Below are 15,062 nucleotides of genomic sequence, written 5' to 3'. Positions count from 1 at the left end.
TGTTTCGGCAGTGTTGGAGAGAAAGGTTCAGACAGGTATACTGAGCCATCCGCTTCGGAACAAGCGTCTCATGCGACTTCTGATAGAATGGTCATCGATAGGCTGCTCACGAATTTGCTCGAGGGTCTCTTCCCGCTGTTCAAGGATGCCCGCAACTCGTCACGTTCTACAGTTGTGATTATGTGTAATCTCTCCGCTCCCTACAGGAGGCGATAAAACCTGTGAGAGTGCGATAGATCTCCTAATTCCTGTCTCTGACGAAGCGTTTTGTACGGTTCCAGATCGAGTCTCGGCCATTATCTGAAGCGGTATCACCATCCGTTTCGATAGCAGGCTGTTGATTGAATCGCTCGAGTTGGTCTTCACAAGTGGATAGTGCTTCTCGAAGCGCTGCGTTCTCGTCCTCGAGTTCCTCAATGCGATCGTCTTTCTGCTCGAGCGTCGCCTCGAGATCAGCAACACGCTCGCTCAAAAGCTGGTTCTTCTCGGCAAGATAGGGTGTCCGTGCGCCGTCAGTTCCGCCCACAGTCCGCTCAGCCGACGATGACGATCCATCTCGACTTGCTCCCTGTGCAGTTGCCGTCTGTGCACGTTGCGTCTCTGTAGTACCTGTTGTGTCCTCGTTCGACGGACCATAGACATCGTTCGTACTCGAGATTGCCCGCTCGACCGTCTTCTCACCGTATGTTGAGCTATCGCTGTAATGGATGTCATCCCACTTGTCTCGCATCAGCCCTGACTGACGAAAGAGGTGATCGACTCGAGTGGCGTTGCCACCAGTCCAGAACGCCAGCAAACAGCACAACGCCATATCTGCTTCTGACTGACTCTCGTATCCAGCAGTCGAGCCACGCCATAACCGGTCGAACTTCTCCCCGTTGCTCGCCGACCGTGCGTTCTCGAGGAGTTCCTCGTCCTCGAGTTCGAGTGACTGGTCAGGAGTCTCCGTATTCGGTGGATCGTCGTCGACGCTGTCAGCCGCATCACTTGCCTCGGACGCGACGAACTCCTCGTGAACCGCCTCGAGTGCCTCCTGTCGCTCGTTGATCGACGTCGGCGTTCCGTCGACGTGGTCTGCAGTCACAGTAAAGAAACGAGCCTGGTCGTACATCTCGATCGAGCCATGTCGGTTCCGCCCATCGGGAAGATCACCCTCGAGGATCACGTGATACCCAGTTCCCGACGGTGAGACCTCGGTGAACGAATCCAACCGCTCGATGATCGACGGCGCCGGCTCGAGTGGCTCGCCTGTCTCGGGATCGCGGCAGTCATCTAAGTCCACACCGACCAACGGATCCGTCGCCGTGAAGACGAACCCAATCCCATCGGCTGCACCAGTAGCCGCGTACTCGAGTGCTTGCTCAAGAGTAGTCCACGTCTGATCGTCCATTGTCGACGCAAAGCTCCCAGTCTCTGGATCGACTGGTACCTTCGTTGTCTTCCCATCGCGGTCCTCTGCTCGCCAGCAAATCCACTGTGTTCGTTCAGCGAGTGTATCCGGTATTGCTTCGACATCGATTCCGCCTGCTATCTGATCACTCATGGTCGACCTCCATCGGTGATGACTCTCCGACTCTCGAGGAGTCGAAAAAACTCGCGGGGTTGAACGCTTCGTCGCTCGAGACTGCCTGGACCGACGGGACAACCCCCCTCTGTACTAGTCGGTTTTCGCCCCGCATTTGCCTGGACATCAGCCGCCATCTTGCGATTTTTCCCTGGACATCCCTGTCCAGGCATTTTTCCGATCTCCGGGAAGCCTGGACGGCAATGATTGCAGATAAAATCAACCCGATACATGATGGTTTCACCCATAACTTATTCGAGGAAGGTTCGACCAGAGGACGACAGTGTGATACCAGTATAGTGGCGTACACGCTCGCCATCACGTGTTGGGCGATATTCATCATACGAAACATGCTCGCTCAATTTCCGGCCGAACCAGGATTTCGCATATGCCTCGTGACCGTGTGTGTCTGCCCATGCTTCGTAGGCGTTGTAGAGTTCGTCTTTTGCTATTTCGGCGTCTTCCTGTTCACTGAGACACTCCTCGACGAAGCTTCCGAAATCCACGCTCTGTGAGCGATTTGATGAGTTGCTTTCAGACAGGGTCTCTGAAGGATCAGGAGTTGGTGGACCACATCCAGGGTCCGAGCGAGGAGTCGAGACGGAATCATCAGACTGTTCTTGCTTAGTGGGACTGGGTGACCGTTCAGCGGTCAGTGAATCCGCCGCTTCGACAAGAACATCGAGAGATCGTAGTTGCCCATCACGATAGATCCGTATTGTGCCACTATCACTCTCGACCACAGCAATCACGTGTGGCTCGAGTGCATCATTCAGTTGTGAAGTGACAGTATCGGGGACAAACGGCTTTCGAATTGGGACCCACTCCTGTTTGAACGCCGATTTGGTCTCGTAGATATGGCGTTCGGTGGGTTCGTAGACAACGTACTCATCGGCAGCTCTGTCATAGCTATATACTGCCGGGACATCACTTCGTGAGAGCGAGTCAAACGACGAAACGGTCATACATTCAGTTTCCGTCCCATCACTCAACATATACTCTCCACCGTCTCGAGTCCACACAGAGCGTCTCGAGTCACCAGTCGCTGGCCGAACTGCGGTCACGCCGTCTCGAGTGTTCGCACCGCCATCGAACGTGATGTGCGAGTCAGACGTGTATAATCGGACATCCCCGGACTCGAGTTCGTTGACTGGTGAAGAGAGGATATCCTCAAGACGAGCAGCAGCCTGCAGTTCGTCATCACCGTCTTCAGAGGAGGCGACGACGAACAACGGGACGTGACCAGCATCTTGAGCCCGTTGGAAGTTTCGAAGGATCTTCACCGGTTTGTCGACCGTCGTCGACTCGACCTCGATATCAAAGATGTGTTCACAGTCGGGATGAACCGCTCGTCCATCCGGTTTCTCGCTTCCATCCTGCGTAAAGACCGTGACATCGAAGCCCTGTCGAGAGAGTTCCCGCTCGACGGCGAACAACAACTCATCGTGGAGATCACTTCCCGATGATCGGACATCACCCGTATCTGGTTCGGTCACCGCTTCGCCCTCGCCAGTCAATCGAACAACGATCTCGCCGTGTTCCTGATCGAGCGTTACCTCGAGCAATCGAGAACGATCCCGGATTTCACCAAGCTCTTCGATCGATGGTGGTGACGCCTCGGCGGCCTCGAATTGTGTTCGAAGTACCTGGTCAACCGGCTGAACAGGAACCCATCCGTTCTCTTCACGAGCATCCCGTCGGAGTTGGATGGTACGAACTGCGTTTGCGAGGGCAATATCGAGGTCTTCGGACGCTAATTCGAACGTCTCGCGAACAGTATCCGGAGTCCGACTCGTTGGAGGGGACTCAGACACAGTACCGTACTCGGCCTCCGCTCGCTCGTGAATCCGCTCGAGTGCGTGCTGAAACGCCTGCTCCTCGCTGTCAGTCAGTGGATCATCACTCTCTGGATGTCCCGGTGGAATCGGAAGTGGTGCCAAGCTGAATGGCTCTGGGCCAGTCTCACCGAACGTCGGACTCGGGAGGCGAACAATCCATTCACCACGTGGAAGTGACCGGATCCGATTGGCGAACTCGACAGGATCCATGTCCTCGTGGGCCATCACCTTCGCAATCTCGTTGTCAACAGCGATCTTGCCGATGATCGGACTCCCGACGTCGTTGAGAACGTTCAGGTAGACCTCACGGCCGCCCTTGACGTCGAGTTGTTCGGGGAACTGAAGTGAGAGACCCACAGAGAGCCGAAAGCTCCGTCCCTTCTCCAACAGCGTGTTCATCACGTCAGAGACGGCCAAACTCGAAGCCTCGTCGATAAGGAGATTGACCACGTAGTCGTCCGGCTTCCGCTGAAGATCGTCACCACGCTCTTTCAGCGCGTTGTAGAGCTCCGTCAGGATCACGCCCGTCATCGCCTTCGCCGAGTCATAGCGAAGCCCACTGAGGTCGAACAGGATGACCCTCCGATCGTCGAGGACATCACGGAAGTCGAACTGTGGCTCGGTGTTGTTGAACACTCGGCGGAGATGCTCGTCCTGAGAAATGTAGTCGAGGCGGTTGCTCACGCCGCCCATTACGGTCGCAAACGTGTTTGGATCGAGCTGGAGCTGGCGATCGAGCCGCCGTTGTACCTGTGGATTACTCGAGCGTGGGGCAGCCCCTTCCTCAGGCTCTGGTGGTCCAGCACGCCAGAGCTGGTCGACGACGTACTCGAGTTGGTCGTGGGCAAAGTACTCCTCACTCTCACGGTAGCGACCGTTCTCGCGACCATACTCGTCGTCGTAGAGTGTCTTGATGAGATACTTGATGAGCGTTGGCGCAACGACTGCTCGTTCGTAGCGCTCCTCACCCATCACCATTTTCAGGATCTCCTCGTAGTGATCGGCCTTGTTCTGGACCGCGTCAATACGATGGACACCATTCTCGAGTTGGCGCTCGATGTTGAAGAACGCGAATCCAGGGAGTACCTCTGGAATCGGGAAGTGCAGAACGTTCTCCTCGAGATCGTCAACACCGAATCGGCGAGCGTGAGCTCGCATATAGTCCTCACAGAGGCCGTCGCCTTTCGCGTCAATCAGGATGATCGGCCCGTCGGTCTGGTCGTAGAGCGAAAGCTTGTCGTTGGTCAGTGATTTCGACTTTCCGCCGCCGGTCGTTGCCGCACGGACGTAGTGAGTCGGAAGCAAGGACGGCGGGATACAGACCGGTTCATCTTCCGGCTCACCGTTCTCATTGATTGCATATCCAATTGTCATGCCCTCTCGAAACTCGTCCATCAGATCCGGATGTGGCCGTGGGAGTGGATTCCGAGAGCGTTGCTCAGAACGTGTCCCTCGGGTACCTTCGACCGTGAGGTCCTGTGACGAGGGGACGACAGTAAGGTTCGCGAGTTCATCGGCGTTTAATACGAGGTCTGGCCGGCATTTCCCTCGTCCTGTAGTCAGTTCACCATCGAGCACGTGGTCGAGGGCCGTTCGAGCGCGTTTCTGTTTCGTTCGATTCAAGAAACCCTTCGATCGGAGTCGGCGTCCCTCAAGTTCGTAGAACGGACCATCTAAGGCGTTCAGCGATTGAGCGAGTTGGTCAAGTTGGGTTTCGACGCGATTGTTTGCCTCGGTACTATCGCAAGTTGGAAGCGCGACTGCTCGAGCATTGACGGTGAATGTCCGTTTTGGATGCTTGGCTTCGATCCGGTTGATTCGGTTCCGGGCTTCGGTTCCGATGGGGCGCTGGTGTTCCTCCGAGTCGACGTCACTGGGTTCGAACAGCAGGCCGATAGAGCGCTGGCTGAACGTGTCCCGTCCGTCTCGAATGTCTTCGATCCGCAACTCTGCGTCCGCAACCCAGCCAGCTTTACGCTGCCAGACCACCTGGAATGCGATCGGATACTCGAATTCGGTGAGATGGTCGATCAACGTCGCAAGTGGGGGCTGTTCGGTATCGTACTCGGTTGGATCCGGATCTCGGTTTGCGAACGATTTAATCGTCGTCATCCAGTCGCGTTTGCGCTCGGCCCGACCGTACCACTGTACGCCGATCGGTTCGACCTCCTCGAGTGGTGGTCGAGCGAAGATGGTCTCGGTCTCTGGAGTGGACGAGGTTCTTTCGTCGAACGCCGAATCACCGTCTTCAGTAGACTCGTCAGAGGTGTACTCGAGGATCGATTCATCACGTCCGGCGTCGTCAGTTTCGGACTCGAGGTTAGCGAACTCGAGTTCCTTGTCGGTCGACCGACCACCGTCAGTTCTCTCGCCCCCATCTTGCTCGTGATCAGCCCGTTCGTCGACCATTCGAGACGCTACCAATCTTCCATCCTCGAGTCGCTCATGATACTCGTCCTGTGTGTATTCGACTGGGTGGATGAGCTTTCGCTCGAGATTTACCTCACATCGAGCGATGTCGAACGTTCGCGGGTAGATCGTCTTGAGCCGTTTCTCGAGCGTTTCGAGATGCGCTGTGTGGTCGACACCGTAGTAGAACTCGACTGGCTCGTCTTCCCCTTCGCTGATAGCGAGAAATTCAAACGTCGGTGGAGCAGTATTAGCAAACGGATTCAGTCGATCAGCCAACGCTCGTGCATCTGGATTCGTCAGTTTATGCAGGCTCTCGAGTGCGGCTGGTATCTCTGCGGTGTGGAGTCCCTCAGAGGTTGGTGTTACTCGAATGTACTCACTCATCAGAGGAGTCACCCCCGTCAGTCCACGTTAGCACCTCGTGACCCGCGTCTTGCTGCGTTTCGGAATCCGTTTCGTCTGTTCGTCTGTCTTCTGTGGGTTGTCCTCTATCTCCTTCAGAGACTCCTGGAAGCTCAACTCGCGATTGGTCTTTGGCGTCGAAATCGATCACCTCCTTCTCTTTCTCGAGTGCATGGACCTCGATACCGCGCCAGTCGCCGTCGACGCCGACGAGTGCTTCCGAATACCCGATGTCTTCACTTCCAGGGACAGCATCCTGGACGAACCGCATCTGTGCCGAGTTCAGTCCAAACTCGTTGGCCCAGTGTTGGTCCATCCCGTCGAGATGGTGGAACTGCTTGATCGCACACTGATCGAGGATTGCCTCTGACTCGGTGTGCTGGAAGAACTCGTCGACAGTCTGGGTGATCATCCGGATCGAGAGGTCGTGGTGGCGGTGGTGACGGAACACGATCTCGAGATACTCGAGACTCGCCGCATCCTGCATCAGGTATCGGGCTTCGTCGATGACGAACACGACCTCCTTGTCCGTCTCCTTCGCTCGCTCGTAGACAAGCGTGATCAACAGCTGCATAATGAGGCTCGTGCTGCCTCCGAGACTGCCTTCCTGTTGGGCCAGGTCGAGGTAGATCACCTTCTCGTCTCGAAGGTCAAATTCGGTCGACCGGCCAAGATTTTCGTAACGACCGCTCTCAGCAAATGATCGCAATTGGTCGATCAACCACGTTGCATCAGATTCGATCTTTCGAGACTCTTCATCCGTTCGAACGACGAATCCCTCTGGATTGTCCACCATCTCCTCGAGGATATCGAGGACGTCTCGCATCGTCGGGCTCTCGTTGTCGTGTGTCGCGATGTCGTCCGTAATGCCCTTCCGCGCATACGCCTCTTCGATGGCCGTCTCGAGCGTCGTTCGTTTATCGCCGAGTTGGATTCCACGAAGCGCAAAGTAGTTCGAGAGGAAGCTCATCACGCTGTCGAGTTTTTCTCGGTATGGACTCGCGTCCTCCCCCATTGCTCGTTGAATCCGTTCGGGAGTGGGTTTGATCTCGAGCGGATTCAGCCCCATGTCGCCACCGACCGTGATGCGTGTTCCACCGAGCGCCTCGGCAACGCCGGCCCAGTTATTCAGCGGCTCAAGGATGATCCCAATTCGATCCTCGCTCTGTTCGATCGAGCGGATGAAGTTCTGTTTCGCACCGAACGATTTTCCGGATCCGGGGTCGCCGATGGTGAACATCGCATAGCCGTTTTCACGCGCGAACGGATTGATTACGACCGGGCTCCCGTTCTTCCAGTGCGTTCCAAACTCCACACCATCGTCCTCGAGAATCGTCGCATTGTGCGGCGAAGCAAGTAACGCGCCGACTGCGCCACCGAGTGAGATGGCCTCGCGCCCAAACGGATTCGATCCGATCGGAGCAGCGGCCTGGAGTGCGAGATCTTGCTTACAGATTGCCGTCTTCGGTGTAAGGCCAGCGGGTTGCTCGCGAAGCCGGCGTCGAATCGTCCGGACAGCTTCTCTGAGGTCGTCTTTCGACTCCGACCGGACAGTGATGAACATGCCCTGATCGAATACACGGCTCCCGTTTTCGACCGCTTTGTACGTCGACACCGCTTCAGTGGCGCGTTCCTGCAGGTACGCCCCGCGAACGCTCTGCTCGAGATCCGCATCAACCTGAAGATCGTCTGCAACACGTTGGAGTTCGTCGCGGGCTTTCTGCTGGTTCTTCGGCGTGATATGGACGGTGAGATCGAACTCGATATCGGTCAGTTCGAACAGTTCGTTCAGATACCCATCTTTCGGATAGTCGGGATAGTCGGCGATGTAGAGGGTCGACGTCCATTGTTCTCCCACCTGTGCGGCTCGAGTCTCCCACGTGATCGCTGATGGGGCAACGGCACTCTTGTGACGCTCAGGGATTTCCTCGAGGAGTTGTCCTTCGGCGTCACCGACCTCGAGCGTTTCCTCGTCGAGGACATCCGAGAGGTCGACTTCTTCCTCGCCATTGTTCGCTTGACCCCGATAGACCTTCACGCCAACACCGAGGAGGACAGCTCCCAGAATGAGCCCTGCAACAATGAGTGTTGGATCGAATGCGGCCAGATGCTGCCCGAGCTCGACAACAAAGACGACACTACCAGTGATCGGACTACTCATCGTCATCCCTCCGCTGGTGGTTGAGAACTCGTTGTTCACGAACAGCAGTACTTGCGTCGTCGTAATCGTGTTCTTCGCCGTTCCAGAAGTCCATCGCGAGGACGAACAGTTCGACTGTGCTCAAGCGACGAGCCGACCAGCCAGGTGCATTCTGGATCAGTTCGGTCTGGACAGCCCGACACCGTCGATCGAGTTTGTCGAACATCTTTACCCGGGCTTCCGCGTCGCTTAGATCCTCACGGCGAGTAACAAAGGGGTTGAACAGGAATCCAATGACTGGGAGCGTAGTTAGTTTCTCAGCCGGAGATTGTTCGTCACGGTATCGATTGTAGACCTCGAGCGGATTGACCTGAACGCCGATAAAGTACCGAAGCTGTTGAGCGCCATCGAGTTCCTGAGGGCGTTGCTCGCGATACTCCGTGAGCAGTTCCTCGAATATTGGATTATCCGAAACGTCCTCATCTTCGAGTCGCTCATCGATCTGTGTGATCAGACCTTCAGCGGGAAACGACCGCGTGGTCGCGTGGAATTTCAGATTATAATCGAGTTCTTTGTTCGCGAACTCGGCGCCAACGTTCTGAACGTGGGCCCAATCACCACTCATCGCAAAATCCATATTCCCTGGATCGACCTCGAGGAAGGCTTCCATCGAACCATCAGTGCGCTGAACGGCACCTGAACCGGGCCACGCTCGTTCAATATTGGTTAGATCCTGTGTTCGCTCATCGGGTGCGAAGGGCGTATAGTTGACCAGCCCACCGTTGTTCTTCGTCGAATGTGAATGGCTGGAGTCGGACTCATCCGATTTTGGGACGTTGTACGTTACTCGTGGGCGTCTGCAGTAATGCCGGAAGACATCAGTGAGCCACGCTGTAGCCGATAACTGGGACGGGCTTGCGTACACGGATGCAACCCCGAGAACGACACCTGCAAGAACGAGTGGGAAAACCAACGCGTTGATACCACTAAATCCACCGATGAGCAGTCCAGTAATCGGAAATCCGAACAAGACATACACATCGCCCTCGTCAACGTTGACAATCGGGATACGGTTCTCTTCGCCCAGTTCATCCAGTATTCTGCGAGGTGCGGCTTCTCGATCTGCCATGGTTAGTAGTACCCAGGATCGTTTTCGGTACGTCGATACTGTGGAACGCCTCGTTGACCGTAGGCGTCCGAGACGACGTTGTCATGTACTTGTTCCACTGCTTCCTCCAGAACTCGAGTGTGACCTACCTGACTGGCTCGTGTCTGTCTTCGATTGACCGCGCATCCGTTGACTAGCAACTTGCCACGCCGCCGCTTTTGGCCCCCATCGGGAGGCAGTCATCGCAGCAAGCGGACCAGCAACATATGCAGCACCAATCGTTGCGCCAACCGTTGCCGCTCCCTTCGTGGCCCCACCGATGACTTTCGTTGTTAGCGGGCTCGCATACGCGAAAAGCTTCCAGATCAATAGAAGCGAAAATACCGGGAGTGAGGCACCAACAAGATAACTCAAGAAATTGCTCTCCGGTGCAAGCGACGATTCTGCACCAGTTCCAAAGAGAAGATCATATCCACGGAACAGGATCGCAACCGGAAGTGGCATGATTACCAGTGGAACGAATTTAACGGCGATTCGCCTTGCAACGCGGGAGATAACTGGCAGGTACCCGTACGCGACTGCGATAATAATCGGCATTGAATACAGGTAGATATACAGAAGAATTTCTCGGATGAAGAACAGCGCCTGTAGACACCACATCGAAATTCCACCAACAGCGGCCATCAACAGTGCCAAAGCATGATTTGAGATAGTCACTTGGAGGAAGGCTATCAGCGCCTCTCTGAGAGCGTCAATATCAGGAACTAACGCGATTGTGAACCCATCAACGAGGTATACAATAAGAACTGCAATCCAGTACCACGTCACAATAAAAAAGGCCCCCGTCCATGCGGACCGCTGAGCCTGGCGAGCCTCATAGACACTTCCAAAGTTAAAAATGCGAAGAGTATGACGCCCCTGAACAAACATTACCAAAAGAAGCAACGAAAGTAGCATAATCTCGCCAGTGACAAGTGTATCGTGAAGGTCAACCCACGGATCATTTGATGGAGTTCCAAAGACGAAGTTTCCGGTTGTTTCTGGTACAGGGGTTCCAAACACCGTTTCTGTGATATCATGATACCCTTCAACAAGTCCATCTTGGAACCACTCCGTTGTCGTTTCAATAATATCTTCGAACCATTGACGTCCGAATTCTGTAAGGGAACTCATGGTTGGTCTTCGATTTTGATTTCACATTCGCTCAGGCTCTCACCAGTGAATGATACCGAATATTCTTCGAGAATGAGATTATCTTGAACAGCAGTCTCGAGAGTTACTTCGACCGTACCTTCCACAGTATCAGGAGAGCAAGAGACATTCTGCCCTGATTCAGAAAAAGGCATAAGTTGGCTATAGACTGTCAAACCCTCTCCAGGAGGAAGTTCAACAGCCTCAGATTCTCGACGAATATCGCTGTCCGTATCATAGATACCACTCATTTCGTATTCATCTGGAGTGGGCCGTGGAACATCACCAGAAAAGGCCAGACGAGTTGCTTGGTCTGGGCCTGAACCAACATTTTCGAGGCGAACTATCGTTTCAGTTCGAATATCGATATCACTCGCCCCTTCGAACATCGCTTCAGGATGATTCCGAGCAAGCCGGAGATCTCTGATACGGACATCCGGCTCAATTACGATTGACTGAGTTGTCTGTTCCTCATCGTCATCGAGCGCAACGACGTCATACTCACCTGGGTCGTACTCAAGTCCAATTTCAACCCGTGTACGATCAACACCGGCAGTAATTGGCTGTTCGGCAAACAGCTCTCCACTTGGATCGATCACGTTCACGTGATCGGTCGATGAGCCGTCACTGAATTCGAGGACAAGCTCCGTTCCATCGACGAAGATGTCCTCAAAGACATCGTTCGTACCGGGAATACTGTCACCGGTTTCGGATCCGGTGATTTCACTCCCGCTGAGGCAGCCACACGTAACAGCAGCTGTCCCGGTTGCGATTCCAGTGAGGACGGTGCGTCGGTCTGTGATGGTACGTTGTGTCATGAATTGTGTCCGTCAGGAATGTGAAGGAACGATCCGAGTTTCAGACCGGCATACAGAGCCGCCACAAAAGGGAGTGAAAGCCAGAAAACCTGGACCAGAAGGGTGAACCATCCATTCGCGGTCGCTAAGGGATGCCACGAAACTCGCTCAACATCACCAACGTACGCAGGGTCGTGTGTCCGCCACGTTCCGGGGTGATACGCTACTGAATACGCACCGGGTTGTGTGAGTGTTACAGTCGCAATTCCGGAACTATTCGTCTCGACTCGTGTTTCGCCAACAGAGATGTACCCATCTCGGACCTGCGTACCGATCGGAGCAAACCGACGGTGGTCTTCAAACCGGTTTTGGAGCTCGATCGGCGTACCAGTTTCAGCATCTCGAAGTTCGATTGCTATCGTTGCCGCTGACTCGTTTTGCTCGAGAATCTCCACAGAGAGATTACTCGCTCGAATCTGGCGTTCGGACCCACTCGCTGGCTCGACCAGTTCAGCGGTTTCGCCACGAACGATTCCCTGAACTTCGAGATGATCGCGATCAATGTCGTCGTGACGTACTGCAACGCCGTACGAGCGAACGTACGGCTCATCGACAACATCTACCTCGACATGTTCGTGAATCGTTTGATTCGGTGAGGGACTGTCTGACCCCCACACCTCCTCAATATCCGGTCCATCCCGGATGGGGTCTGCACGGGGACCTGTTTCGGACGGAAACGCACGAACGTATACCGGTACTGCTGTCGAGTTTTGCCGTTCTGACTCTGTTGTCGACGCCTGGATGAGGGTGTCCCAGTTCGTGTCCCGTGCGGTATAATACCGCCAGACACCTCGAACAACCGCATCACCGTCCTCCGTTAATTCGTATCCGTGCCACGGTTGGGACTGATAAATTGCGACGCCGTTATCACCATCAGGATACGCTGCGTGGTAGATTGACGCCGTGAGATTGTAGATCTCGAGCTCGTGCTGATCCGAAACCGTGAGGTTCTCGGTCAGTGTGTCCGTTGTAGAGCCGTTTTGTCGAGTGACTGTGCGCTCGAGTTCGACTTCGATATCCGCTTCGAGTGTGAGCGTCGTCGAACCACTCCCATTGAGTTCATACTCGAGTTGTGGAGTGTGCTCATCTGATGTGTTGTGAATGAGGGTTTCGTCCTGTTTCACTCGAGTGTCACTAATCTCGTGCTCGACAAGAGACCAAGACACAGTCCGAGTGTCCGTCGATTCGCCCTCAGGGACGTCAACCCGGTAATCGATGAAGCCGTAGAGATCGCCTTGTGGAGCGACATATACCGGTGTTTCATCGGAATCCTGGTGTACGATCGTACTTGGCTGGATTGCAAAGACCGTTGCATGCGCATCCGATATCCACCGCCCATCAGCGGTCGTCGCATGGTCTGGGTAGACTGCTGTGGATGCAGGGCCAGGAGAAAGCGACTCGAAATCGGATTGCGTCCAGATGCTAGCAGTCTCCGGTGGTTCTGCAAAGCTGATATCCGTACAGTCGCTCAATCCCTCGATAGCAGTCCGGTGTTCCCCAAATTGCTCGTAGTACTCTTCATCGGTGGGGCACTCATTCGGTGATTTTGACCAGAGCGTCGCTGTCTCGTTGTCATCAAGTTCATTCGTCTCTGTCTCCAGGGGCGAAGGCTGATTAGCACTCACAATCCCTGTACTCAGGATGACTCCGCCGAGGCAGAGCAATACACTGATGAGGAGGAACTGCTGCATTGGTTTTGTGTGATCTACTGAATGGTTGTCACCACGGAACGAGATTGATACAATCACCGAGCGGAAGCCCCATAATTGAGGCCGCAACGGTATAGAGCGGCCCAAGTGTCAACAAAATTACTGCGGATTTCAAGGCCGACCGTTTGTGTTGCTTTAGTCCTCGCTTTTGCTCTGGAGACGCCGTGAACATCTCCATGAGCGAATCTGCCTGCCAGACGACAACCAATCCGACGATACCGAGTGTCGTGGTAATCTGGAAGAAGCCCGAAACCAATTCAGGTAGCTGTTCAGTGTCGCAGAGGACATCATCAGCAAGTGCCGGTTGGACGGCAATAATACTGAGAACAGTGATGATAACTACTACTTGAAGGACTATCCGGCGGACCCGATATTCTATATTTGATGATTCTTCTGAAGTGGATGTATCCTTTGACATTTTTGACTGTGTTGGATAGGCGTCTACGAATTCGGTTGTAACGTCGTTCTATGACGGTACTAATGCCCGATTTGTGGGAGTTTTCTATTCATTCATACAGGCTATAAAATGATTTGCAGACGAGTTGTGATAAATCATTCTCTATCCAGTTATTTATATTAGTAGTTTCCAATAGAGAGTGTTAATGGAATTGGTTGTTGGGTGTAGGCTATTATGAATGAGCCAGATGTGTCAACAACCAACTCCATTCTTCCAAGACACCCTCGGGATAGGATGTCAGCCGTACACCTCATCTGGATCAAATACTTCGTCTCCGTCTATCTCACCCTCAATTGTTCGATAGAAACACGACTGGTAACCAGTATGACACGCACCACCCTGTTGATCAACACGATAGAGAAGAGTATCACCATCACAGTCAACGCGAATTTCATGCACCCGTTGTACGTGACCGCTTGAGCCGCCTTTTTGCCAGAGTTCATCCCGACTTCGAGAATCGCTCTTGTGTAGCACTTTGTTGATTTCACAGCGTAGCTTTGATAGCGTGTTTGAGCGCTTTTCTCCCGGGTTTTCGCAATAGTTTTCGCCGAAGTTGGAACGCTCGGAGATACTGTGTGAGCTTATCTTTTGAGATGCCTCGATGAGGCGAGAGCCACGGCCGCAGCAGCGATCCGTGGCTCTCGCAGGTATTGACATGAACGTCGTCGTCCGAATATTCGCCATCGACGTGGACGACGTATTCGCGGTCGAATGCGTCGTCCTCATTGAGTGGATCGTAGGCACGAAATCCGTCAGTATAAATCGTCAGCGGCTCCTTCTCGCGGTTTGCGAGAAGGAGCCGAATCGTCGATTTATCGGCGGGTTTCGCAGGGATCACGTACCGATTGCCGGTGCCGCGATCGACGATCGTGAATACCGGCGGTTTATCCTGTTCGTACGATCCTCGCCCACGCGTAGACAGGCCACGCGAGCGCGACGGTCGGTCGCGCTCGCGGCCTTTCAGCCCTGCAGAAACGTAGACTTCGTCGATTTCGACGGGACCGACGAGGTCAAGCGAAGGCGCGTCGAGCGCCTTCGTGAAGCGCTCGACGCGCTGGTAGATCGTTTTGTACTGGACGTCGATTTCGAGTTGAAGTTGGCGAAGACTCGTGTTAAACCGGAGAAACGCGTAAATCGAGAACAGCCACTTCCTGAGCGCGACCTTCGAATGGGCGAAGATCGTGCCGGTCTTGTCGTTGAACGTACGGTCGCAATTCTTACAGAGATAGAGCTGAAAGAGCCCATAACTGCCGTTCTTGACCGTCAGGTCAGAACGGCAGCGGGGACAGGAAACTCCGTTACGCCAGCGAACCTGTTGGAGCAGGTCCGCTGCGACCGTCCGACCCAAACACATCGAGCGGAATCATACGTATCGGACACCGCT

General features: G+C 54.3%; 8 protein-coding genes and 2 pseudogenes. All 10 read right to left on the bottom strand.

Going from position 1 to position 15,062, the window contains the following annotated elements:
* Positions 1–241 precede the first annotated feature (241 nt).
* The 10 genes and pseudogenes from AB7C87_RS07605 to AB7C87_RS07555 all read right to left on the bottom strand — a co-directional run bounded on the left by AB7C87_RS07605 (position 242) and on the right by AB7C87_RS07555 (position 15,045).
* Positions 242–1,543: a phage NrS-1 polymerase family protein gene (locus AB7C87_RS07605; RefSeq protein WP_369728829.1), complete on the bottom strand. Its 1,302-nt coding sequence runs from the start codon at positions 1,541–1,543 to the stop codon at positions 242–244.
* A gap of 272 nt (positions 1,544–1,815) precedes the next feature.
* Positions 1,816–5,436: a primase-like DNA-binding domain-containing protein gene (locus AB7C87_RS07600; RefSeq protein ID WP_369728828.1), complete on the bottom strand. Its 3,621-nt coding sequence runs from the start codon at positions 5,434–5,436 to the stop codon at positions 1,816–1,818.
* A 754-nt stretch (positions 5,437–6,190) separates the two neighbouring features.
* Positions 6,191–8,383 (bottom strand): VirB4 family type IV secretion system protein, encoded by a 2,193-nt coding sequence (locus AB7C87_RS07595; protein ID WP_369728827.1) that lies wholly within the window; start codon positions 8,381–8,383, stop codon positions 6,191–6,193.
* Complete coding sequence (locus AB7C87_RS07590; RefSeq protein WP_369728826.1) at positions 8,370–9,485, bottom strand: TraC-like domain-containing protein; 1,116 nt, start codon at positions 9,483–9,485, stop codon at positions 8,370–8,372. Before AB7C87_RS07590 ends, AB7C87_RS07595 begins: the two co-directional genes overlap by 14 nt.
* An 81-nt stretch (positions 9,486–9,566) precedes the next feature.
* Entirely contained in the window at positions 9,567–10,637 is a 1,071-nt protein-coding gene (locus AB7C87_RS07580; protein WP_369728824.1) for a TrbL/VirB6 family protein, read from the bottom strand.
* Positions 10,634–11,473 (bottom strand): hypothetical protein, encoded by an 840-nt coding sequence (locus AB7C87_RS07575; protein ID WP_369728823.1) that lies wholly within the window; start codon positions 11,471–11,473, stop codon positions 10,634–10,636. The genes AB7C87_RS07580 and AB7C87_RS07575 overlap by 4 nt, the downstream gene beginning before the upstream one ends.
* A complete protein-coding gene (locus AB7C87_RS07570) occupies positions 11,470–13,203 on the bottom strand; it encodes a DUF8186 domain-containing protein (RefSeq protein WP_369728822.1) in 1,734 nt (577 codons plus the stop codon). Before AB7C87_RS07570 ends, AB7C87_RS07575 begins: the two co-directional genes overlap by 4 nt.
* Before the next feature lie 28 nt (positions 13,204–13,231).
* On the bottom strand, positions 13,232–13,639 hold the full coding sequence (locus AB7C87_RS07565) for a DUF7985 family protein (RefSeq protein ID WP_369728821.1): 408 nt from the start codon (positions 13,637–13,639) through the stop codon (positions 13,232–13,234).
* A 276-nt stretch (positions 13,640–13,915) separates the two neighbouring features.
* A pseudogene (locus AB7C87_RS07560) lies at positions 13,916–14,134 on the bottom strand (phosphoribosyl-AMP cyclohydrolase); the annotation flags it as partial.
* A 28-nt stretch (positions 14,135–14,162) separates the two neighbouring features.
* Positions 14,163–15,045 (bottom strand): annotated as a pseudogene (locus AB7C87_RS07555) (IS1595 family transposase).
* Positions 15,046–15,062: the final 17 nt, after the last annotated feature.

Origin of the sequence: Natrarchaeobius versutus, from assembly GCF_041205745.1 — an archaeon.
GTDB lineage: Archaea > Halobacteriota > Halobacteria > Halobacteriales > Natrialbaceae > Natrarchaeobius > Natrarchaeobius versutus.
The sequence above is the reverse complement of the archived record's forward strand: the minus strand, read 5'-3'. Positions and strand labels throughout refer to the sequence as shown.

What these genes read in the sequence shown, in the direction of transcription:
- AB7C87_RS07605 (WP_369728829.1), bottom strand. Translation starts at nt 1,543, where the DNA reads ATGAGTGATCAGATAGCAGGCGGAATCGATGTCGAAGCAATACCGGAT.
- AB7C87_RS07595 (WP_369728827.1), bottom strand. Translation starts at nt 8,383, where the DNA reads ATGACGATGAGTAGTCCGATCACTGGTAGTGTCGTCTTTGTTGTCGAG.
- AB7C87_RS07590 (WP_369728826.1), bottom strand. Translation starts at nt 9,485, where the DNA reads ATGGCAGATCGAGAAGCCGCACCTCGCAGAATACTGGATGAACTGGGC.
- AB7C87_RS07580 (WP_369728824.1), bottom strand. Translation starts at nt 10,637, where the DNA reads ATGAGTTCCCTTACAGAATTCGGACGTCAATGGTTCGAAGATATTATT.
- AB7C87_RS07575 (WP_369728823.1), bottom strand. Translation starts at nt 11,473, where the DNA reads ATGACACAACGTACCATCACAGACCGACGCACCGTCCTCACTGGAATC.
- AB7C87_RS07570 (WP_369728822.1), bottom strand. Translation starts at nt 13,203, where the DNA reads ATGCAGCAGTTCCTCCTCATCAGTGTATTGCTCTGCCTCGGCGGAGTC.
- AB7C87_RS07565 (WP_369728821.1), bottom strand. Translation starts at nt 13,639, where the DNA reads ATGTCAAAGGATACATCCACTTCAGAAGAATCATCAAATATAGAATAT.